This window comes from Arthrobacter sp. GW822-FHT05G07 (genome assembly GCF_058799755.1).
On record NZ_JBXALT010000016.1, the window covers coordinates 78,060 to 99,441 of the forward strand.

The window sequence follows — 21,382 nt, forward strand, 5'->3', positions numbered from 1 at the left end:
TTCTGTCTGAGGCGGGACGGTAGACTGTCGTGGTGACTTCCAGCAATGATTCGTTCGTCCACCTGCACACCCACACCGAATATTCCATGCTGGATGGAGCCGCCCGGCTCGGTGAGTTGTTCGATGAGACCGAACGCTTGGGCATGCCGGCGCTGGCCACCACGGACCACGGGTATTTGTTCGGCGCATTCGACTTTTGGCGCAAGGCCACGGACAAGGGCATCAAACCGATCATCGGCGTCGAAGCCTACGTAACCCCTGGTACCGCCCGCGGGGACAAAGAACGCGTGCGCTGGGGCGACGAAAGCCAGCGCAAGGACGATGTCTCGGGTGGTGGCTCGTACACCCACATGACGCTTCTGAGCTATAACAACGTAGGCATGCGCAACCTGTTCAGGGCGTCATCCATTGCCTCCTTGGACTCTGTCTTTGGTAAGTGGCCCCGGCTGGACAGGGAACTGCTCAACACCTACTCCGAGGGCTTGATAGCCACCACCGGGTGCCCTTCCGGAGAAGTTCAGACCAAGCTGCGGCTCGGCCAATACCGCGAGGCCGTCGAAGCCGCAGCGGAGTTCCGTGACATTTTCGGAGCAGAAAACTACTTCTGTGAATTGATGGACCACGGGCTGGACATTGAGCGGCGCGTTACCGGCGATCTCCTGCGCCTGGCCAAGGAACTCAACCTTCCGCTGGTGGCCACCAATGACCTTCACTACACGCACGAACACGACGCCAAGGCCCACGAGGCCTTGTTGGCTATCCAGTCCGGTTCCACGCTCCTGGAACCGACGTATGACAACGGGGGTTCCCGCTTCGCGTTCTCCGGCAGCGGCTACTACCTGAAGTCTCCGCAGGAGATGAGGGAGCTGTTCCGTGATCACCCGGAGGCCTGCGATAACACGCTGCTCATCGCCGAGCGCTGCGAAGTTTCGTTCAACACCGGCGCCAACTACATGCCACGCTTCCCTTGTCCTCCCGGGGAAGACGAGACCTCCTGGCTGGTCAAGGAAGTAGATACCGGCCTGAAGTACCGCTATCCGCAGGGTATTCCGGACAAGGTCCGCAAGCAGGCGGACTATGAGCTCGGCGTCATCACCTCCATGGGATTCCCCGGGTACTTCCTGGTGGTTGCCGACTTCATCAACTGGGCGAAGAACAACGGAATCCGCGTGGGTCCCGGCCGTGGATCCGGTGCAGGCTCCATGGTGGCCTATGCCATGCGCATCACCGACCTCGACCCCCTGCAGCACGGCCTCATCTTTGAACGCTTCCTCAACCCGGACCGCGTTTCCATGCCCGACTTCGACGTCGACTTCGATGATCGCCGCCGCTCCGAGGTGATTGACTACGTCACCAAGAAGTACGGCGACGAGCGCGTGGCAATGATCGTCACCTACGGAACCATCAAGACCAAACAGGCGCTCAAGGATTCCTCACGTGTGCTGGGATATCCGTTCAGCATGGGGGAGCAACTGACCAAAGCCCTTCCGCCTGCCGTCATGGCCAAAGACATTCCCTTGGCGGACATCCAGAACCCGGAATCCAAGCGTTACAGCGAAGCCGGGGATTTCCGCCAGCTGATCGCTACCGATCCAGAAGCCGCCAAGGTGTTCGAGACCGCGCTCGGCATCGAGGGCCTGAAGCGCCAGTGGGGTGTTCACGCCGCCGGCGTCATCATGTCCTCGGACCCCATCATCGATGTCATTCCCATCATGCGCCGCTTCCAAGACGGCCAGGTCATCACCCAGTTCGACTATCCGACGTCCGAAGGCCTTGGCCTGATCAAGATGGACTTCCTGGGCCTCCGAAACCTGACGATCATTTCGGATGCCCTGGAAAACATCAAGATGAACCGCGGCGTTGACCTGGACCTGGAAAACCTGGAACTCGACGACGCTGCGTCCTATGAGCTCCTGGCGCGCGGTGACACCTTGGGTGTGTTCCAGCTGGACGGCGGCCCCATGCGGTCCCTGCTCAAGCTCATGAAGCCTGACAACTTCGAAGACATCTCCGCGGTTCTTGCGCTTTACCGTCCCGGGCCCATGGGCGCCAACGCCCACACCGACTACGCCCTGCGCAAGAACGGGATCCAGGAAGTCATTCCCATTCACCCGGAGTTGGAAGAACCGCTCAAGGAAATCCTTGGCGGCACCTTCGGCCTGATCGTGTATCAGGAGCAGGTTATGGCTGTGGCCCAGAAGCTGGCGGGTTACTCGCTCGGCCAAGCCGACATCCTCCGCCGCGCCATGGGTAAGAAGAAGAAGTCCGAGCTGGACAAGCAGTTTGCCGGCTTCTCCCAAGGCATGCAGGATAACGGCTACTCCATGGCCGCCGTTAAGACGCTGTGGGACATTTTGCTCCCGTTCTCCGACTACGCCTTCAACAAGGCCCACTCGGCAGCTTATGGAGTCATCTCCTACTGGACGGCCTATTTGAAGGCGCACTACGCGCCGGAGTACATGGCCGCCCTGCTGACGTCCGTGGGTGACGATAAGGACAAGTCCGCCATTTACCTCAACGAGTGCCGTCGAATGGGCATCACGGTCCTCCCGCCGGATGTCAACGAATCATCGTTGAACTTCACCCCAGTGGGAACGGATATCCGCTTCGGCATGGGCGCCATCCGCAATGTGGGTGTCAACGTGGTGGATGCCATGGTGGCCGCCCGAAAATCCGAGGGCAAATACACGTCCTTCAAAGACTTCCTCCTGAAGGTGCCTGCCGTGGTGTGCAACAAGCGCACCATCGAATCCTTGATCAAAGCCGGAGCGTTCGACTCACTCGGCCATCACCGGCGTGCTTTGGCGATGATCCATGAAGAAGCCATCGATTCCGTGATCACGCTCAAGCGCAACGAGGCCATTGGCCAGTTCGATCTCTTCGCAGGCTTTGAAGACCAGGAGCCCGAGGCATCGCTGACAACGGAAATTCCGGACCTGCCCGAGTGGGAGAAGAAGGACAAGCTGTCCTTTGAACGGGACATGCTGGGACTTTACGTTTCGGACCATCCGCTGCAGGGACTTGAGGGCGTCCTCAGCCAGCACGCGGAACAGTCCATTACGTCGATTATCGCCGAGGACGGACCGCACGACGGCGCTATAGTCACCATTGCGGGCATGATCACCTCGCTGAGCCGCAGGATCGCCAAGGCCAGCGGAAACGCCTACGCCCGGGCAGAAATCGAAGACCTTGGCGCTTCCATGGAAGTCATGTTCTTCGGCCAGGTGTACGGGCCCATCGCTTCGGTCCTGGCTGAAGACTTGATCGTTGTGGTCAAGGGCCGGCTCCAGCGCCGCGATGACGGAGCGGTCACGTTGAACTGCATGGAGCTTTCCGTCCCGGACCTCAGTGAAAGCGTGAACGGTCCCGTGGTCATCACCATTCCTACGTTCAAGGCTACCGAGGCAGTAGTGACGGACCTGCGTGATGTGCTGCGCACCCACCGCGGAAACTCAGAGGTCCGGCTCAAATTGATGGGTGATACGAAGGTGGAAGTCATGGGCTTGCCGGTTCACATGCGAGTGAATCCCAGTCCATCACTCTTTGGCGACTTGAAGGTCCTGCTGGGACCTGCCTGCCTGGATAACTAAATCTCGCTGCTTCGACTAGATTTCATAGTCGATCGGCGTGGGTTTGCTATAGCTGCCGCTGTGGTAAAGCAGGGGAGTACCGTTATCGCCAACTTGCCCGTCGACAACTTCGACCACCACAACGGCGTTGTTCTCGAAAGACAGGCGCATTTGAATCCTGCCCACGAGCCAGCCGCTGACGTCCTTGAGAATGGGCACGTCGTGGGGACCTGGTTCCCAGTGGTCGCCGTCGAAGCGGTCGCGGGTCCGTGCGAAGCGATTGGCGAGGGCTTGGTTTTCCAGCCCCAGCATGTGGACTCCTATGTACTCCGCATTGGCCACAGCCGGCCAGGAACTGGAGCTCCTGGCCATGTTGAACGTGAAGCGGGGAGGCTCGGCGGACAGGGAAGCCACGGAGGTGGCGGTGAAACCAAAGGGGCTTCCGTTGAGGTTGGCCGTGATGATGGCTACTCCTGCGGCATGCCGACGGAACATCTCCCTGAACGTCTGCTCGAAGCCGGATGGTTCGCTTGGCACGTCGGTTTTTCTCCTGAATCGGGGCTGCACTTCTCTCCTTCAGAGTATTCCTCCCGAACTGCGAGCCCCACATTTTTGTTGAGTCGGCGTGAACCTTTGTTAATGTGAGTTGCATGACCGAGCCCACCGTGCACGACCCAGCCGTTGCAGATCCGATGTCCGACTCCAAGCGGTGGCGCTCGAAAGACGTCCTCTGGCTGGTCCTTCCGGCGGCCTCGGGTGTGGTTGCCGGCGTGCTCTGGTGGCTTCTGGCTCCGGGTGGGCTGAATCTGGTCTCGGGCAATCCGGATCTGGCGAATGCGGCAAATCCTGATTCCTGGCTACCGCGCGACTTGGTCCTCGGAGCTCTGATGCTCCTTGCAGGGTGCCTCACCGGCGTCATGCTGGACGGAAAGCTGCAGGGTGACGGAGCCGGCAGGCGTCTGGCTTTCGCCCTCATCGGAGGTGCTTTGGGCGCTCTCATCGCGTGGTTGGTCGGGCTGCTCGCCGCCCAGTTGCTGGGGCCAGCGCCGGATCCGGCACTTGGCCCAGGGTTTGGCTTTACGCTCCGCTCCTACGCTGTACTGGTTCTATGGCCTGCTGCCATCGCGTTTATCACGTTCGTTCTGGCGCTGTTCGGGGTTCTGTCAAAGAAGACCGTAAAATAGCGGGGTGACCACTTCCTCGGATACTTCCGCCCCCACCACTGACGCCCTGAACTTCCGAAGCATCGACTTCCGGGGCCGCCACCTTTCGTTGGCGGAACTTCGCGCAGCTGTGCCAAGGGCGCAGCATCAGACAATGGCGGACGCGGAGCAAAAGGTCTTGGACATCATTGCCGATGTCCGCAGCCGGGGCTTCGCCGCCTTGGGTGAGCTGGCAAAGAAGTTCGACGGCGTGGTGCAGTCCCACCCCCGGGTTCCGGCGGAGGCCCTCACCCAAGCGCTGACCGATCTCGATCCGAAGGTCCGTGCGGCCCTGGAGGAGTCCATCAAGCGCGCCCGCCAGTTTGCTGACCAGCAGCGGCCCGCCAATGTGGATGTACAACTTGGCGACGGCGCCGTTGTCAGCCAAAACTGGATACCAGTGGGACGCGTTGGGCTCTACGTTCCCGGCGGACTCGCCCCTTTGGCGTCATCAGTCATCATGAATGTCGTCCCCGCAGTTGCCGCCGGCGTTGAGTCCATTGCACTGGCCTCTCCTCCGCAGAAAGACTTCGGTGGCCTACCTCACCCCACCATCCTGGCCGCAGCGAAGCTTTTGGGCATCGACGAGGTGTACGCCATCGGTGGTGCGCAGGCCATTGTGTCGTTTGCCTACGGAATCCCGGGAACCGACGATGAACTGCCCCTTGAGCCTGTTGACGTGGTTACAGGCCCCGGAAACATTTTTGTGGCCACAGCCAAACGACTCGTCAAGGGTGTGGTGGGCATCGACTCCGAGGCTGGAACCACTGAGATCGCCATCCTCGCCGACTCCACGGCGCAGGCCCCCTTGGTGGCCGCCGACCTCATCAGCCAGGCGGAGCACGATCCCAAAGCAGCTTCCGTCCTGGTGACGGACTCCGCGGAACTGGCTGACGCCGTCGTGCTTGAACTGTCACGGCAGGCCGCTGCAACAAAGCACAGTGCCCGCGTCCTTGAGGCGCTGTCCGGACCACAGTCCGGTGTGGTTCTGGTGGATGATCTTGAGCAGGGGATCGCGGTTTGCAATGCCTACGCCGCTGAACACCTGGAGATCATGACGGCGAACGCACCCACTGTTGCATCGCGGATCCGCAACGCGGGGGCGATCTTCGTGGGCGACTTCAGCCCGGTGAGCCTGGGGGACTACTGCGCAGGTTCCAACCACGTGCTGCCCACCAGCGGAACCGCGGCATTCTCTTCGGGCCTCAACGTCACCACGTTCCTCCGGGCAGTCCAGGTCATCAACTATGACCGCGCTGCATTGGAGCAAGTCAGCGGACACATTGTGAGCCTGTCGGGCGCCGAAGACCTGCCGGGTCACGGTGACGCTGTCCGAATTCGCTTCGCTTAGGGGCGCAAACCACTACATATATGGGCACTCACCACTACATGTAGTAATTACACGCTTGTCATTACGGTGTGGCGAACCGTAAACTGGTGCCGGAAGTGAAACTTCCGGCACCTTTTGCGTATCCGGCGTCCTGCCGCATCGATTCCGTGCCGGAGCTGTCAGGGGAGGCCCAGCGTGTATTGTCCGTTCTGCCGGAATCCCGACTCCCGCGTCGTCGATAGCCGCATGGCAGACGACGGCTCCTCCATTCGCCGCCGCCGCCAGTGCCCGGAATGCGGACGCCGCTTCACCACAGTGGAGACCACCAGCTTGTCCGTGATCAAGAGGTCGGGCGTCGGCGAGCCGTTCAGCCGGATCAAGGTCATCAGCGGAGTCCGCAAGGCATGCCAGGGACGCCCTGTCACCGAGGACGATCTTGCCATGCTGGCCCAGGAAGTCGAGGAGAATATTCGTTCCTCAGGCGCGGCGGAGATCGATGCCCATGAAGTGGGCCTTGCCATTCTAGGACCGCTCCGGAAGCTTGATGAAGTGGCGTACCTTCGTTTTGCCAGTGTCTATCAGGCGTTCGAATCCTTGGAAGACTTCGAATCGGCCATCTCGCTGCTTCGCCATGAGGCAGAAGCGGCCAAGGCAGGCGCCAAAAAAGCCACAGGTTCAGAAAAGAGCCAACTCTAGCTCCGGTGGCGGCAGCGGAGGGGAAGCCGCAGCCACCACCGGCACCAATCCGGGATCGGGTCTAGCGCCCACCGGACACGGGAAGCACTGCTCCGGTAATGTAGCCGGCGTCCTCCGACATCAGCCACATCACGGCCGCAGCCACCTCTTCCGGTTCGGCTCCGCGACCCATCGGTATGGTTGGGTTGAGCCTCTCCACCCGGTCCGGCATTCCGGCCGCTGCATGAAGGCCGGTGTTGGTGCTTCCAGGGGCAACGGCGTTGACCCGGATACCTTGCTTGGCCACTTCGGCTGCCAAACCTACCGTCAAGACATCTACTGCGCCCTTGGTGGCCGCGTAGTGGACCCAAGTTCCGGGGGACCCGGCCTTGGTGGCTGTGGAGGAGATGTTGACGATGGATCCACCGATGCCGCCATTGTCCGTGGAGAGTCTCCGAACTGCTTCTTGGCACATGAAGATCATTCCCGCGACGTTGACATCAACAACCCGTTGCACGGTCTCCGCCGGAACTTCCACGAGCGTGCCGATAAGGTTCCCCGTGATGGCGGCGTTGTTGATGACGGCGGTCAGAGGACCCCAGCCAGCGGCTTCGTCGAACATACGCACGACGTCGTCCGGTTGGCTGACATCGGCTTGTATGGCACGGGCCTTCCCTCCGTGGGCCAGGATGTCGTTAACCGTCGTCTCCGCGCCCTGGCCATCCGCCGAGTAATTGACCATGACGTGATACCCGGCGGCCGCCGCGGCCTGTGCCACGGCGGCTCCGATCCCACGGCTGGCGCCGGTGACGATCGCGACGTCGGGCTTGCCGTTCCGGCTACCGGTCCTGCTGCCTGTCATGCCGCGATTACTTCGCGAGCTTGTGGTGCAATGCGACCTCGAGAGCGGCACCGACGATGCCGGCGTCATTCTTCAATTTGGCGGTGACGATCTTGGTCCGCAGTTCGAGGTGCGGGAAGTACTCGTCGGAGCGCTTCGAAATGCCGCCACCCACAATGAAGAGTTCGGGGGAGAACAGGAACTCCACGTGCTGGAGGTAGCGGTTGAGAAGGACCCCGTACTCGTCCCAGCTGAGGCCATCGCGTTCGCGTGCCACGGCGGATGCCTTGGTCTCGGCGTCGTGTCCGTCCACTTCAAGGTGGCCGAGCTCGGCATTGGGGACCAACTGTCCGTTGAAGATGAAGGCCGATCCTATGCCGGTACCCAGTGTGATCACCAGGACAGTGCCGTCCACGCCCTCGCCGGCTCCGTAGCGGGCTTCAGCTAGGCCGGCCGCGTCGGCATCATTGATGACCTCTACGGGGCGGCCGAGGCGCTTGGTGAACGCGGCATCGATGTCGGTGCCGAGCCAGGTCTTGTCCACGTTTGCCGCAGAGTTGACCACGCCGTGCTGGATGATGCCGGGGAACGTGACACCCACGGGTGAGTCGGCTGCCGGAGCGTCGGGGCGGCTGGAGAGTTCCTCAACGATTTGGGCGACAACCTCGGCCACGGCCTCCGGAGTGGCGGGCTGCGGAGTGGGAACGCGGAAGCGGTCGCCAATCAGCTTGCCCTTCTTCAGGTCGACAATGCCTCCCTTGATGCCGGTGCCGCCGATGTCGATACCGATCAAAGGGGCGTTCTTATGGGTCTTCTCATCCTTCTTGGACAATGCATTTCCGATCATGGCAGGAGGGGATGGGCATGGCGCAGCCGCCCGGGCTGCGAGGACCTTCCGGAGAGCTCAGGGAAGGGTAAGGATTTCCGCGCCGGTCTCGGTGACCAGCAGGGTGTGTTCGAATTGGGCCGTTCGTTTGTGGTCCTTGGTGACGACCGTCCAGTCGTCGGCCCACATATCCCATTCGATGGTGCCGAGCGTCAGCATGGGTTCGATGGTGAACACCATGCCTGCCTCGATCACGGTGTTGTACGCCGGGGCTGCGTCGTAATGCGGAATGATGAGACCGGTGTGGAAGGCCTCACCCACGCCGTGGCCGGTGAAATCCCGTACTACGCCATAGCCGAAGCGTTTGGCGTAGGACTGGATGGCACGGCCGATTACGTTGATTTCGCGGCCAGGGGCCACGGCCTTGATGGCCCGGTTGAGCGACTCCTGCGTACGCTCAACCAGCAAACGGGATTCTTCGTCCACGTCGCCAACAAGGAAAGTGTAATTAGTGTCCCCATGCACGCCGTTGATGAAGGCAGTGATGTCAATGTTCAGGATGTCGCCATCCTGCACCACGGTTGAGTCAGGGATTCCGTGGCAGATGACCTCGTTGAGCGAGGAGCACAGGGACTTGGGGAAGCCCCTGTAGCCGAGCGTGGACGGGTAAGCGTTGTGGTCCAGAAGGAACTCGTGCCCTACTTTGTCCAAGTGGTCCGTGGTGACGCCGGGCTGAATGTGCTTGCCTACCTCCACGATCGCTTGTGCCGCGATCTTCCCGGCAATCCGGATCTTCTCGATGGTCTCCGGAGACTTCACCTCGGAGCCTGTGAACTTGGCGGGTGCTTTCTTGCCGACGTACTCGGGCCTGGGAATCGACGCCGGTACGGGTCGTTCAGGGCTGATGGTTCCCGGGGTGAGGGCGCCAATGGGTGCAGTCGAAGCAAGAGAAGGCATAGATTGATCATATAAGGCACACAAGAGACGTAAGTAACAAAGTGTGGCCGGGTTCCTGTGACCCCGCCAACGTTACGCGTTGAAGGGCCCGAGGATCGAGGAGGAGACGTGACGGAGTACTGGTACAACGTCAAGACGCATGAGATCGAAGAGGACGCGATGTCCGATTGGACCCAGCTGATTGGCCCTTATAAAACCAGGGAAGAAGCCGAGCACGCCTTGGAAAAGGTCAAAGCACGCAATGATGCCTGGGATGCCCAGGATGACGACTAGCCAGGATGCCTAGAAGGAATGCTCCGGTCCGGGGAACTGGCCGGACCGGACATCCTCACCATAGGCGGCAGCGGCATCGCTCAGCGTGGTGCGAAGGTCTGCGTACTGCTTGACGAACTTGGCCATTTTGCCGCCCCGCAAACCTGCCATGTCCTGCCATACGAGAACCTGGCCGGTGGTGGTCTTGCCAGCGCCGATACCGACGGTGGGCACCCGCAGTGCGGCGTCGACGGCGGCTGCTGTCTCGGCAGGCACCATTTCCATGAGGACGCTGAAGGCGCCTGCGTCCTGCAACGCGACGGCGTCGTCCACGAGCCGCTGGGCGTCATCGCCGCGGCCTTGGACGCGGTAGCCGCCAAGGGAGTGCTCGCTTTGCGGTGTGAATCCGATGTGAGCCATGACGGGAATGCCTGCCTGGACCATGGCCCTCACAGTGTCCGCGTAGTAGGCGGTTCCCTCAATCTTGACCGCGTGCGCCAGTCCTTCTTTCAGGAACCGTACTCCGGTGGCCACTGCCTGCCCGGGGGAAACCTCGTAGCTGCCGAAAGGCAGGTCCGCCACGATCAGCGCACGCTTCGCCGACCGGCTCACGGCACGTGTGAGGGGAAGGAGCTCGTCCACGGTGACGGGAAGGCTCGTCTCGTTGCCGTACACGTTGTTGGAAGCCGAGTCGCCCACCAGGAGGACTTCGATTCCCGCCTGGTCAAAGATTTCAGCGGTGTACTGCTCATATGCCGTCAGCATGGCGAAGTGTTCGCCGTTGTCCTTGGCCTGCTGCAGGTGGTGAATCCGGACCCTGCTGATCGGCTTCCTGCCGGCTGCTGATGCCGCTTGCGCCGCTGCTGCTGGACCGGTGCCGTAGGGTGCGGGAACTTCGGAGGGCGTGGTGGACTCAGGAAGGTTGCTCGGGGCCATGGATAGAGCCTAAGCGGTGCCGACGGAGGCTGCCACCAGTGTGCTGGGCGTCACCTTATGTAAACGCTGTGTTACGCGGAGCTTCCGCTGCGGCATTAGCACGGAACTCTTAGTAGAGTGAAGGCTGAGCTGCCGTGGCTTCTATCCCTTGAAACCAGCGGCATGGACACTGAACCGGAAAAGAGGCCCTATGGACCGCCAGCAAGAGTTCGTTCTGCGGACGATCGAAGAGCGTGACGTGCGCTTCGTACGCTTGTGGTTCACCGACGTCGTGGGTTCGCTTAAATCGGTGGCGCTTGCGCCCGCCGAAGTTGAGGGCGCCTTTGAAGAGGGCCTTGGCTTTGACGGTTCCGCCATTGAGGGCCTCGCCCGCGTGTTCGAGTCGGACATGCTCGCGCAGCCGGACCCCTCCACCTTCCAGATCCTGCCGTGGCGTGGCGAGACCGAGCAGACATCGCGGATGTTTTGCGACGTCCTCACTCCCGACGGTGAGCCCTCTGCGGCGGACCCCCGCAACGTCCTCAAGAGGACCCTTGCCAAGGCCGCCGACATGGGTTTCACCTGCTACACCCACCCCGAGATTGAGTTCTACCTGTTGAAGTCCAAGGAGTTGGGCCCTGACGGTGCTCCTGTTCCCGTGGACGAGGGCGGCTACTTTGACCACGTACCGGGCGGCGTAGCGCAGGACTTCCGCCGTACCGCCGTCACCATGCTCGAGTCCGTGGGCATCTCCGTGGAGTTCAGCCACCACGAGGGCGGTCCGGGCCAGAACGAGATTGACCTCCGTTATGCGGATGCCCTCCAGACCGCGGATAACATCATGACGTTCCGCACGGTCATCAAGGAAGTCGCCCTTCAGCAGGGCACGTACGCCACCTTCATGCCCAAGCCGTTCACGGACCACCCCGGTTCCGGCATGCACACCCACTTCTCGCTCTTCGAAGGCGACACCAACGCGTTCTTCGAAGCCGGAGCCGAGTTCCAGCTGTCCAAGACGGCGCGCCAGTTCATTGCCGGAATCCTGAAGCACGCCCCGGAGTTCACGGCGGTCACCAACCAGTTCGTGAATTCCTACAAGCGCCTTTGGGGCGGCGGCGAGGCACCGAGCTACTTGAGCTGGGGCCACAACAACCGCTCGGCATTGGTGCGCGTTCCGCTGTACAAGCCCGGCAAGGGCCAGTCCGCACGCATCGAATACCGGGGCATCGACAGCGCAACCAACCCCTACCTGGCCTACGCCGTACTTCTCGGTGCCGGCTTGAAGGGTATTGAGGAAGGCTATGAACTTCCGGCTGCAGCCGAAGACGACGTCTGGTCGCTGACCACTGCGGAGCGCAGGGCCATGGGGCATGCGCCGTTGCCGGCCAGCCTCCACGATGCCATTCGCGCCATGGAGGAATCCGAACTGGTGGCCCAGATTCTGGGGGAGCAGGTGTTCGAGCACTTCCTGCGCAACAAGCGTGCAGAATGGCAGGACTACCGCCTTCAGGTCACCCCGTACGAGTTGCAGCGCAACCTCGGCATTCTCTAGGCAGGGCCAATGAGCCTCGCGCGTCGGCTCATCTCAGCCGGATTCAGTGACCTCGAAAAGGGCGAACGGTTTCTTGCTGCCCCGGAACTTGAGGGGATCGACGAGGACGCCTTGTTCGCCGGGCTGTCCTTGTCGGCCAGCCCGGATACCGCTCTCCAGTCCCTGGTCAGGCTGATTGAGAAGAATCCGGGGCTAAAGAAGCTGGCTGCGGCTGATCAGGACACCAGCGAGCCTATGTATCGGCTCCTGGGTGCCTCGGAGGCGCTGGGGGAGTTTCTCATGCGCCGGCCGGAGCATCTGGATGTCTTCAATGTCCGGGTCAGTCCGGAGCCGCTCCAAGCATCCTATGAAGAGCTCCGGGCGATGCTGCTGCGCTCCGTGAAAGCCGAGCCCGGCGCCCAGCGCCCGGTGGCCGGGATAACCGGCCTGCCGGCATACGCAGCCTTGCGGAGCGCGTACCGCCGCGGTTTGACGGAGCTTGCTATCAAGGACATCTGCGCGGCATCACCAACGGACTTCATGCCTGCAGTTGGTGCCGAGTTGGCAGATCTCGCCGGTGCTGCCATTGAGGCCGCCCTCGCGGTATCCCGGGCGGAAGCTGCAGCCCAGTTCGACGCAGCCGAGATCGCAGACATCGGGCTTGCCGTCATTGGCATGGGTAAGTGCGGCGCCCGGGAGCTGAACTACATTTCCGACGTCGATGTCATCTATGTCATCGAGGCAGGGGAGGTGGACGACGCACGCGCGTCCACTATAGGCACCGCCCTCGCGTCCGGTATCTCCAGGGCGATCTCCTCTTCTGCGCCGGAACCAGGCCTGTGGGAAGTCGACGCCAATCTTCGTCCGGAAGGAAAGTCCGGGCCGCTGGTTCGCACCCTTCCCTCGCACTTGAGCTATTACGCCCGGTGGGCCGAAAGTTGGGAGTTCCAAGCACTGCTGAAGGCGCGGACCATTGCCGGCGACCAGGAACTCGGTCAGCGCTACGAGAAGGCCGTGGAACCGCTGGTCTGGGCATCCGCAGGACGTGAGGGCTTTGTGGAGTCGGTCCAGGCCATGCGCCGCAGGGTGACCGACTACATTCCGGCAGCCGAAGAACAGCGTCAAATCAAGCTGGGGCGCGGTGGCCTCCGCGATGTTGAATTCACGGTGCAGTTGCTGCAATTGGTACACGGAAAGTCTGACGAGTCACTTCGGTGCCGTGACACCACGTCTGCTATTGCGGCGTTGTCTGCCGGTGGTTACATCGGCCGGACTGACGCAGCGGCCTTCGACAATGCCTACCGCTATTTGCGTCTCCTGGAACACAGAATTCAGCTGTTCCAACTGCGTCGAACCCACCTCATGCCTGTCACCGAGGATGCCCAGCGCTTCCTTGCAAAGGCCGTCCTGGGTCCGTTTGCGCTGGAGCGACCCCATCCCGACCAGCTGATGGCCACCTGGCAAAAAACCAAGAAGGCCGTCCGCGAACTGCACGAGCGGATCTTCTACAGGCCGCTGCTCAACACCGCGGCAAAGCTGAGCAGCGAGGACGCGAAGCTCAGCCCGGAGGCAGCCCAAGGTCGTCTTGCAGCGCTTGGTTACGTGGACCCCCAAGGTGCCATGCGGCACATCGAAGCACTCACCGCGGGCGTCAGCCGGCGTGCGGCACTGCAGCGGCAGCTCCTGCCGATCCTCCTGGGGTGGCTCGCCGAGGGCGTTGATCCCGACGCCGGACTGCTCGCCTTCCGTAGGGTCAGCGAAGCCCTTGGAACCACCCACTGGTATTTGGGCCTGCTCCGGGATTCCCAAGCGGCAGCCGAGCGACTCTGCCAGGTGCTGGCTAATTCCCGCCTGATTTCGGACCTGTTGGAAGTATCGCCGGAGTCCGTTGCCTGGTTGGGCAGCGACAAAGAACTGGCACCGATTCCTTTTGAAGCCCAGTGGCAGGAAATCCGGTCCAAGCTTTCCCGCCATGAGGATCCCGAGAGTGCCATGAGGCTGATCCGGTTGATCCGGCGTCGCGAAATCCTGCGCACCGCGGTCGCGGATAGCGCCGGGTTGCTGGACCAGGATGCCGTGGGACTGGCCTTGGCCGAGACGGACCGGGCGGCCGTTCTAGGGGCGTTGCATGTAGCGGAGTCCGTCATCGCGGCGACTGATCCTTTGAAAACCGATGTCCTGGTGGTGGCGATGGGCCGGCAGGGTGGCCGCGAGATCGGCTACGGCTCGGACGCGGACGTCATCTACGTGCACCGTGCCCGTCCCGGGTTCACTGATGCTGAGGCCCAGGAACAGGCGACGGCGATCGTCGCCAAGCTTTCCAGCTTCCTCACCCAGCCGCTCAAGCCCGCGATCATGGCCGAACGAGTGCTCATGGTGGATGCCGACCTGCGGCCCGAGGGCAAGAACGGTGCCATGGTGCGGTCTCTGGACTCCTATGCGGAGTACTACCGACGGTGGTCCCTGATTTGGGAGGCGCAGGCACTGCTGCGGGCCCGCCCGATGGCAGGCTCGGACGATCTTGCCGACGACTTCGTACGCCTCATCGATCCCATCCGGTACCCCGAGCAACTCGCGGAGCAGGACGTCCGGGAGATCCGCCGTATCAAGGCCAGGGTGGAGTCCGAGCGTCTGCCTCGTGGCGCCGATCCCGCCAGGCACGTCAAGCTTGGCCGAGGCGGCCTGAGCGACGTCGAATGGCTGGTTCAGTTGCTTCAACTCCAGCATGCAGGCAAGCACCCGGAGCTGCGGACTTCGTCCACTCTGGACGCCCTGGCTGCTGCGGAAAAGCTGGAACTTATCGCTGAAGACGACGCCCAGCTCCTGCGGGAAGCGTGGAGACTCGCCAGCCGCATTCGTTCCGCGAATGTCATTGTGACGGGACGGGCATCGGATCTTTTGCCATCATCGCGCAAGGACCTCGAGGCCGTGGCACGCTGGTGCGGATACGAACCCGGGAACGCGGGCCACTTCGAAGAGGACTATCTGAGGCTTAGTCGTCGCGCCAGGGGCGTTTTTGAGAAAGAGTTCTACGGCAACTGAGGCGTGGCGGCGGAGGCTTTTTCCCGGGCATGCCGCAGCATGGCGACCACCGCGGCTCCTGGCGTCAACGCGCCGTCAATGACGTATCCCTCCTCGCGGTCCTTAAGTGTCTCCACCATTCGTTGGCGCCATGACAGCAGTTCACCGAGGTAAGCAGGCGCTTGGGCGAGGTTTTTCCTCTCCTGGGGATCGGCGTCGAGATTGAACAGTTCTTCAGTCCCTTCACCGGAACCCCAAATGTATTTGTGGTGGCCATCGGTCAACCAGTGCAGGTTCTGGCCCCAGTACACGTGTTCGCCGTGAAGGACATCCCTGACGGCTCCGGTGCTCTCGCCCCGGACGATGCTTGCCAGTGATTCTCCGTCCACGGAATCCGGGATGGGCAACCCGGCGAGGTCCAACAGCGTGGGCATGATGTCCCTGAGTTCCACCACGTGGTCCACCACCGTTCCGCGTGCGGCCTGCTGAGCGGACGGGGAATTGGCGATGATGAACGGTACCCGGGCGGATCCTTCGTAAGGGACCGCCTTGCGGAACATATGGTGATCACCCATCATTTCGCCGTGGTCGCTGGTGAAGGCGATCACGGTGTTGTCATGCAGGCCGAAGTCGGCCAGTGACTCCTTGATCCGGTTGACCTGCAGGTCGATCTGGGCCATCAGCCCGTAGTAGCCCGCCCTGGCTCTGTGGACAACGTGGTCAGGGATCCTGCCGTAGCTGGCTTGGTAGTTTCCGTCCTGCCGATGCTCGTCCCAGTGCTGTTCCCAGTTACCTTCCACCGGTTCATACGCCGGTATGTTGAGGTACTGTTCGAAGGCCCACGACGGCGGATCGTACGGTGGGTGCGGGCGGTGGAAGGAAAGGTAGAGGAAGAAGGGCTTTACAGGATCGCGCCGGTGCATCCATTCGATGGCCTGCGTGCCGATCCAATGCGTGGGATGCAGATTCTCCGCTTTGTCCCAAGGACGGGCGACAATCGAATTGCAATTGACGCCGTGATCAAAATACTCGGCGTCCGGACCCATCCCGGGTTGTCGTCGGAGCCACGGCACGTAGTCATCAAACATGGCGAAGTTCTGATGGTGTTCCTGCCTGGCATGGTGAAGGTATCCGTCGTGCAGGACAACGTCATCAAAGTCGAGCCTGGAGCGTTCCGGCCACACGTGCATCTTTCCGATGGCCTGGGTGTGATAGCCGCCTTTCCTGAATTCGCCTTGCAGCGTCACTGGATGGACGGCATGAAAAGGTACACCGTCGTTGTACCCGACGCGGCCATGCCTTTCCTGTGATTGGCCGGTAAACAATGCCGCGCGGGCAGGTACGCATGACGGTGTAGCAGAATAGCCCTTGGAGAACCGGACACCGTTTCGGGCAAGGTCGTCCAGGTGCGGTGTCTCCACATAGGGGTGGCCGTCCGAGGACAAGCAGTCGCCCCTCCACTCATCGACGCAAATGAGAATGACGTTGGGCTTGCTCATCGGAAGTGGTCCCTTGGTCGTCGGAAACGGTTGAGACAACCCTAATAGGAGAACTTCTGCGAATGCTTGAATATGACTCGGATGGCGCGTTTTCGATCGAGAGTGATCGCAGTGGGCAAGGCGATGTCTGGCTGATTCCCCTCAAAATGCTCGACGACGACGCTCGCGCCATTCAGCTCGGGGCAGTTGCGGAGTTGGCTGTGGAAGCAAAGCAGCGGGACTTCGTCGGGGATCCGCTGCGTATGATGCTCATTTCCCTGGAAGAAGAGTCTCGCCTCCCGTACGTCATTGAGTCAGGAGGAGTTGCTGTTGGTGTGCTGACCCTCCAGTCCGGCGCGGCCACGCTCGCGGGCTGGCCTGACGACGAGTCGGTGTGGTTGTTGAGGGGATTCCTGATCGACACAAGAAGCCAAGGGCGGGGCCTCGGCACCCTGGCTGCGCGGGCCGCAGTGGAGGAAGCGCGAAAGGTGACGGCCAGGCTGGGAGGCGGGCAGGCCGGCGTCGTGCTTTCTGTCAACGAGCGTAATCCGGCAGGGTTGGTGGCGTACTCGAAAGCCGGATTCAAGGACGTGGGGCGTTACCTGGGTGGTAGCGCGGGTCCACAGCGGACCATGTACAAGGCTTTCTTGCCGGAGGTCTCAGCGCCCGCTGAACCTAGTGACGTCAATGACAGTTGACGCTCACTATACCGTCAACTATGGTTGACGGCATGGAGGTGGACCGGATGAAAACGTTAGTGGGATCAATGGACGGCATGGGCCCGGCTGAGGCGCTTTACGCCGTTGCGGAGTTGCAGAAGGAAGTGGGCCGAGCCGAGGCTTCGCTGGTGCGCGCCGCCCGGCAATCAGGCTTGTCGTGGGAAGCGATCGCGCTCTGCCTCGGGGTGAGCAAGCAGGCAGTGCACAAAAAGTACGGAAAGCAGTAACGCGCCGTTCGCTCAGGGGTGCGCCGCCGCAATCGCCCCCCGCACGCTAAGTATCCTTATAGACTTCTTGTGTATCTGTTCTCAACGCATAGGGGAAGTACATGGAATACAACGGAAATCCGTCGGAGAAGGCCATTCCCGCCGGAGAGCTGGATCGGCGTCACGTAGGCCATTCTGTGAGCTTTCAGCCCAATGATTTCACCGTCGTCTTCGGCACGATCGCGGGCATCGCAAGGACTGAAGCCCTTGTGTACCTGTCCCTCGACGGAGTTGCCGGTGGTACTCATCTGAAAGACGAATACGACCTGCCCATCGATAAGAACGTGTATCTTCAGTTGGACCCGCTGGGCAGCGCGGAAAAGGGGCTTTCGGAAGCAGCCAGTTTCGTTAAGGAGAAGCTGGACGACATCACCAAGAATCTCAGGGATCGCGACCAAGGCAAGTCCGAGTAGTCCGAACCCACAAAGAAGGCCAGTCTCAGTCCGTACAGACTGAGGCTGGCCTCTTTGTTACGTGGTGGTATTAGACGCCGTAGTAGAGCTCGAACTCGTAGGGGTTCGGGCGCAGTGACAGCGGGCGGATCTCATTCTCGTACTTGTAGTCAATCCAAGTATCGATGAGGTCCTGGGTGAAGACGCCGCCGGCCTGGAGGAACTCGTTGTCCTCGCGCAGGGCCTCAAGTGCTTCTTCCAGGGTGCCCGGAGCCTTGGGGATGTCCTTGGCTTCCTCGGCCGGGAGCTCGTAGAGGTCCTTGTCGATGGGAGCCGGGGGCTCAATGCGGTTGCGGATACCGTCGATGCCGGCCATCAGCTGTGCAGCGAACGCCAGGTACGGGTTGGATGAGGGGTCCGGCGCGCGGAACTCAATGCGCTTGGCCTTCGGGTTGGTGCCCGTGATCGGGATACGGATACCAGCGGAGCGGTTGCCCTGCGAGTAGACCATGTTCACCGGAGCTTCGAAGCCCTTGACCAGGCGGCGGTAGGAGTTAACCGTCGGGTTGGTGAAGGCCAGGACTGCGGAAGAGTGCTTCAGCAGGCCACCGATGTACCAGCGAGCGGTGTCGGAAAGGCCCGCGTAGCCCTTCTCGTCATAGAACAGCGGATCGCCGTTGCTCCACAGCGACTGGTGGCAGTGCATGCCCGAGCCGTTGTCACCGAAGACGGGCTTCGGCATGAACGTGACGGACTTGCCCCAAGCATCTGCGGTGTTCTTGATGATGTACTTGAACTTCTGCAGGTCATCAGCAGCCGCGGTCAGCGTGGTGAACTTGTAGTTGATCTCAGCCTGGCCGGCGGATCCAACTTCGTGGTGGGAGCGCTCGACCTCAAGGCCGGCCTTGTCCAGCTCGATGCACATGGCGTCGCGAAGGTCGGCCTGCTTGTCGGTGGGGGAGACCGGGAAGTAACCGCCCTTGACGGGGGTCTTGTAGCCGAGGTTTCCGCCCTCTTCCTTGCGCCCGGTGTTCCAGTGTGCTTCTTCAGAGTCGATCTTGTAGAAGCTGCCCTGCGGGGAGGACTCGTACTGGATGTTGTCGAAGACGAAGAATTCGGCTTCGGGAGCGAAGAACGCGGTGTCGGCGATGCCTGTGGATGCCAGGTACGCTTCAGCCTTCTCTGCCACGCCGCGGGGATCGCGGTGGTACGGGTCACCGGTGCGGGGGTTCACGATGGAGAAGTTCAGTGCGAGCGTCTTCTCAATGCGGAAGGTGTCGATGAAAGCCGAGGTCACATCCGGGATGAGCTGCATGTCGGACTCGGCGATGCCCTGGAAGCCGCGGATTGAAGATCCGTCGAAGAGCTGGCCGTGGACGAAGAAATCGAGGTCGACACTCTTGGCCGGCACGTTGAAGTGCTGCTGGACACCAGGAAGGTCGGTGAAGCGGATATCGACGAATTTGACGTCTTCGTCTTTGATGAACTTGAGGACTTCGTCCGCAGTCTTGAACATCTATGCTCCTTATGCATATCAAGTAACAGGCCCGGAAGGCCGCGTGGTGCAGCCCATACCAAGGGTCGGGAGACACAAAAAGTTCCCCGTGCCATGGTGGCTGGCAACTCATACCACCTTAGGGAGATGGGATTTCCCGGGGGTGTCAGTATTGTTTCCGGCAGGTTACAGAATCATCTGTCGTGTAAACGGTAGTCGGCTTTCCTGTGTCCGGTCCACGCCGGTCCGCTGGGCGAACACCCGGGCGGTAGGCGTCCATCATCAGAGGTCTCGCGGTCGGTCACCAAGCATGCCAGCCGTTAGGCTTGGAGTGTGGTAGATCGAAAAGACATAGGCTCCTGGCTGAGCGGCCCGGACACATCCGGAATCTCCAAATATCCTGGTGAACGGCTCGGGTTGCCCGAATCCGGCCCGGGTTCCATGGCGCGAGCCGGACGGCGCATTCTGGGCATCATGGTGGACTGGACGATCGCCCTGGTGATCAGCAATTTTGCCTTCGGGGGAAACCCGTGGGCAACGTTGGCCATATTTGCCGTGGAGCAGATCCTCCTGATCGGAACGTTGGGTTACAGCATCGGTCACAGGATGGCCGGCATCCACGTGGTTCGATTGGGTGGCGGTCCCGCAGGACCGTTGGCCGCCGTGGTGCGGACTCTCCTGCTCTGCCTGGTCATCCCGGCAGTGGTCTTCGATCCCGATCAGCGAGGCCTGCACGACAAAGCGATGAACACCATCCTCATCAGGATGTAGCACCCCATGACTTGTTCTTAGTGCGATTTAAACAAAAACCGCCCCTGTCTCTACATCAGAAGACAGGGGCGGTTTTTTGATGTGGGATCAGCGTCCGCGGGCGGCCTTGCGGTCCGGACGGGCCTTGTAGGGGTCAATGCCCTTGGGGATGGGCAGACGGTTACCAAGGGAGTTGATGCGCTTGGAAACTGCGTTGACCTCTACTTTGGTGAGTTCGTTCTTTAGCTTGCCCATGGTCTTGGCAAGTTTGTTCAGTGGCACCTGGCCTTCGCCGCGGCCGGATTCCAAGACGTGGATGGTGACATTGGGCAGAATACGCGCGAGGCGCTTGCGCTCTGCGTCTACCAAGGGCTTGACCCGGTGGGTGGGACCTTCACTGACGAGGACGACGCCGGGGCGACCAATGGCCATGAACACAGCGTCTTGGGTGCGGGGGTTGACGGCAACAGGCTGATCCTGGGTGACCCAACCGCGGCGAAGAGTACCCAGCGCCGCGCCGGAAGCGCCAGGCTGGTTTTCAATCTGCGCAAAGGCAGCCTTCTCAGCCCGGCGGGAAAGAATGAAGACGGCCGCAAGAAGACCCAGCGGGATACCAATGATCAGGCCGGTGACCCAGTTCTCCAGCAGGAAGCCGATGAGGAAGGCCACGGCAACCACTGCAAGGAATGCCAGCACCATGATCCAGACAACCTGCGGATCATTTCGCCGGGTCATCTTGAAGACTTCAGCGATCTGCTTCAGCTGGCTCGGCTTCTTGGCCTTGGCTTCCTTGGGCTTGCGCTGGAACAGCCCACGCTTGGGTGCGTCGGCCGAGGGGGTCGAATTGCTGGAATCAGGGGAGTTCGCCATAGTGCCTTAATTCTACGTGATGTACGCAGAAGGACCGGACGCCGTTACGTAGCGGGCATCCGGTCCTTCTGTACTGATTGCGGTCCTGCTCAGTGCTAGCCGTGGGCGGCGAGGATGGTGGAGGCTTCCTGGCGGGTGGTGCCGGAGGACTCGATGTGGGCCAGGGCGGCCGGGATTTCCCAGCCCTTCTTCCGCATCGCGGTGGCCCACAGGCGCCCGGCCCGGTACGAGGACCGCACCAACGGCCCGGACATGACACCGAGGAACCCGATTTCTTCGGCCTCGTGCTGGAG

The 21,382-nt window shown here is 61.4% G+C and carries 19 protein-coding genes and 1 pseudogene; 11 read left to right on the plus strand and 9 right to left on the minus strand.

Annotated features, from left to right (window positions below):
• Positions 1-32 precede the first annotated feature (32 nt).
• Complete coding sequence (dnaE, locus tag AC1RJY_RS22665) at positions 33-3,590, plus strand: DNA polymerase III subunit alpha (protein ID WP_043470021.1); 3,558 nt, start codon at positions 33-35, stop codon at positions 3,588-3,590.
• A 15-nt stretch (positions 3,591-3,605) separates the two neighbouring features.
• On the opposite strand, the gene AC1RJY_RS22670 is transcribed toward dnaE, so the two are convergent.
• Complete coding sequence (locus tag AC1RJY_RS22670) at positions 3,606-4,106, minus strand: flavin reductase family protein (protein WP_011774428.1); 501 nt, start codon at positions 4,104-4,106, stop codon at positions 3,606-3,608.
• A gap of 113 nt (positions 4,107-4,219) precedes the next feature.
• Between AC1RJY_RS22670 and AC1RJY_RS22675 the strand changes: the two genes are divergently transcribed.
• From AC1RJY_RS22675 to nrdR, 3 genes are all read left to right on the plus strand, one after another.
• Positions 4,220-4,753, plus strand: coding sequence for a hypothetical protein (locus AC1RJY_RS22675; RefSeq protein ID WP_014921369.1), 534 nt, complete (start codon positions 4,220-4,222; stop codon positions 4,751-4,753).
• A gap of 4 nt (positions 4,754-4,757) precedes the next feature.
• On the plus strand, positions 4,758-6,122 hold the full coding sequence (gene hisD, locus AC1RJY_RS22680) for a histidinol dehydrogenase (RefSeq protein WP_210064208.1): 1,365 nt from the start codon (positions 4,758-4,760) through the stop codon (positions 6,120-6,122).
• A 174-nt stretch (positions 6,123-6,296) separates the two neighbouring features.
• Positions 6,297-6,797, plus strand: a complete 501-nt coding sequence (gene nrdR / locus AC1RJY_RS22685; protein ID WP_011774431.1) for a transcriptional regulator NrdR — start codon at positions 6,297-6,299, stop codon at positions 6,795-6,797.
• 61 nt (positions 6,798-6,858) lie between these two features.
• Here the strand turns inward: nrdR and AC1RJY_RS22690 are convergent, their stop codons facing one another.
• The 3 genes from AC1RJY_RS22690 to map form a co-directional block, all read right to left on the minus strand.
• Positions 6,859-7,638 (minus strand): SDR family oxidoreductase, encoded by a 780-nt coding sequence (locus AC1RJY_RS22690; protein WP_052295494.1) that lies wholly within the window; start codon positions 7,636-7,638, stop codon positions 6,859-6,861.
• 7 nt (positions 7,639-7,645) lie between these two features.
• Positions 7,646-8,449 carry a polyphosphate--glucose phosphotransferase gene (ppgK, locus tag AC1RJY_RS22695; protein ID WP_043470023.1) on the minus strand — a complete coding sequence of 268 codons (804 nt, stop codon included), beginning with the start codon at positions 8,447-8,449 and terminating at the stop codon, positions 7,646-7,648.
• A 72-nt stretch (positions 8,450-8,521) separates the two neighbouring features.
• On the minus strand, positions 8,522-9,400 hold the full coding sequence (gene map, locus AC1RJY_RS22700) for a type I methionyl aminopeptidase (RefSeq protein WP_014921373.1): 879 nt from the start codon (positions 9,398-9,400) through the stop codon (positions 8,522-8,524).
• Between the two features lie 108 nt (positions 9,401-9,508).
• Here map and AC1RJY_RS22705 point away from each other — a divergent pair, with 108 nt between their 5' ends.
• Entirely contained in the window at positions 9,509-9,673 is a 165-nt protein-coding gene (locus AC1RJY_RS22705; RefSeq protein ID WP_011774435.1) for an SPOR domain-containing protein, read from the plus strand.
• Positions 9,674-9,682: 9 nt separating this feature from the next.
• Here AC1RJY_RS22705 and panB read toward each other — a convergent pair whose 3' ends face one another.
• Positions 9,683-10,588 (minus strand): 3-methyl-2-oxobutanoate hydroxymethyltransferase, encoded by a 906-nt coding sequence (gene panB / locus AC1RJY_RS22710; RefSeq protein ID WP_498603594.1) that lies wholly within the window; start codon positions 10,586-10,588, stop codon positions 9,683-9,685.
• A gap of 190 nt (positions 10,589-10,778) precedes the next feature.
• Here panB and glnA (AC1RJY_RS22715) point away from each other — a divergent pair, with 190 nt between their 5' ends.
• Together glnA (AC1RJY_RS22715) and AC1RJY_RS22720 are read left to right on the plus strand one after the other, a co-directional pair.
• Entirely contained in the window at positions 10,779-12,119 is a 1,341-nt protein-coding gene (gene glnA, locus AC1RJY_RS22715; RefSeq protein WP_011774437.1) for a type I glutamate--ammonia ligase, read from the plus strand.
• Positions 12,120-12,128: 9 nt separating this feature from the next.
• Positions 12,129-15,140 (plus strand): bifunctional [glutamine synthetase] adenylyltransferase/[glutamine synthetase]-adenylyl-L-tyrosine phosphorylase, encoded by a 3,012-nt coding sequence (locus AC1RJY_RS22720; RefSeq protein WP_498603595.1) that lies wholly within the window; start codon positions 12,129-12,131, stop codon positions 15,138-15,140.
• Here AC1RJY_RS22720 and AC1RJY_RS22725 read toward each other — a convergent pair.
• Positions 15,128-16,618: an arylsulfatase gene (locus AC1RJY_RS22725; protein ID WP_014921375.1), complete on the minus strand. Its 1,491-nt coding sequence runs from the start codon at positions 16,616-16,618 to the stop codon at positions 15,128-15,130. The genes AC1RJY_RS22720 and AC1RJY_RS22725 overlap by 13 nt on opposite strands.
• Positions 16,619-16,680: 62 nt before the next feature.
• Here AC1RJY_RS22725 and AC1RJY_RS22730 point away from each other — a divergent pair, with 62 nt between their 5' ends.
• From AC1RJY_RS22730 to AC1RJY_RS22740, 3 genes are all read left to right on the plus strand, one after another.
• Positions 16,681-17,295, plus strand: a complete 615-nt coding sequence (locus tag AC1RJY_RS22730) for a GNAT family N-acetyltransferase (RefSeq protein WP_498603596.1) — start codon at positions 16,681-16,683, stop codon at positions 17,293-17,295.
• A gap of 32 nt (positions 17,296-17,327) precedes the next feature.
• Positions 17,328-17,543: a hypothetical protein gene (locus tag AC1RJY_RS22735; RefSeq protein ID WP_043806551.1), complete on the plus strand. Its 216-nt coding sequence runs from the start codon at positions 17,328-17,330 to the stop codon at positions 17,541-17,543.
• A 101-nt stretch (positions 17,544-17,644) separates the two neighbouring features.
• Positions 17,645-17,995 (plus strand): hypothetical protein, encoded by a 351-nt coding sequence (locus tag AC1RJY_RS22740; protein WP_011774442.1) that lies wholly within the window; start codon positions 17,645-17,647, stop codon positions 17,993-17,995.
• Positions 17,996-18,065: 70 nt separating this feature from the next.
• On the opposite strand, the gene glnA (AC1RJY_RS22745) is transcribed toward AC1RJY_RS22740, so the two are convergent.
• Complete coding sequence (gene glnA / locus AC1RJY_RS22745; protein ID WP_011774448.1) at positions 18,066-19,490, minus strand: type I glutamate--ammonia ligase; 1,425 nt, start codon at positions 19,488-19,490, stop codon at positions 18,066-18,068.
• 312 nt (positions 19,491-19,802) lie between these two features.
• Between glnA (AC1RJY_RS22745) and AC1RJY_RS22750 the strand changes: the two genes are divergently transcribed.
• Entirely contained in the window at positions 19,803-20,240 is a 438-nt protein-coding gene (locus AC1RJY_RS22750) for an RDD family protein (protein ID WP_011774449.1), read from the plus strand.
• 87 nt (positions 20,241-20,327) lie between these two features.
• Here AC1RJY_RS22750 and AC1RJY_RS22755 read toward each other — a convergent pair whose 3' ends face one another.
• Complete coding sequence (locus tag AC1RJY_RS22755) at positions 20,328-21,089, minus strand: DUF4191 domain-containing protein (RefSeq protein WP_014921379.1); 762 nt, start codon at positions 21,087-21,089, stop codon at positions 20,328-20,330.
• Between the two features lie 95 nt (positions 21,090-21,184).
• Positions 21,185-21,382, minus strand: a pseudogene (locus AC1RJY_RS22760) (lipoyl synthase); the annotation flags it as partial.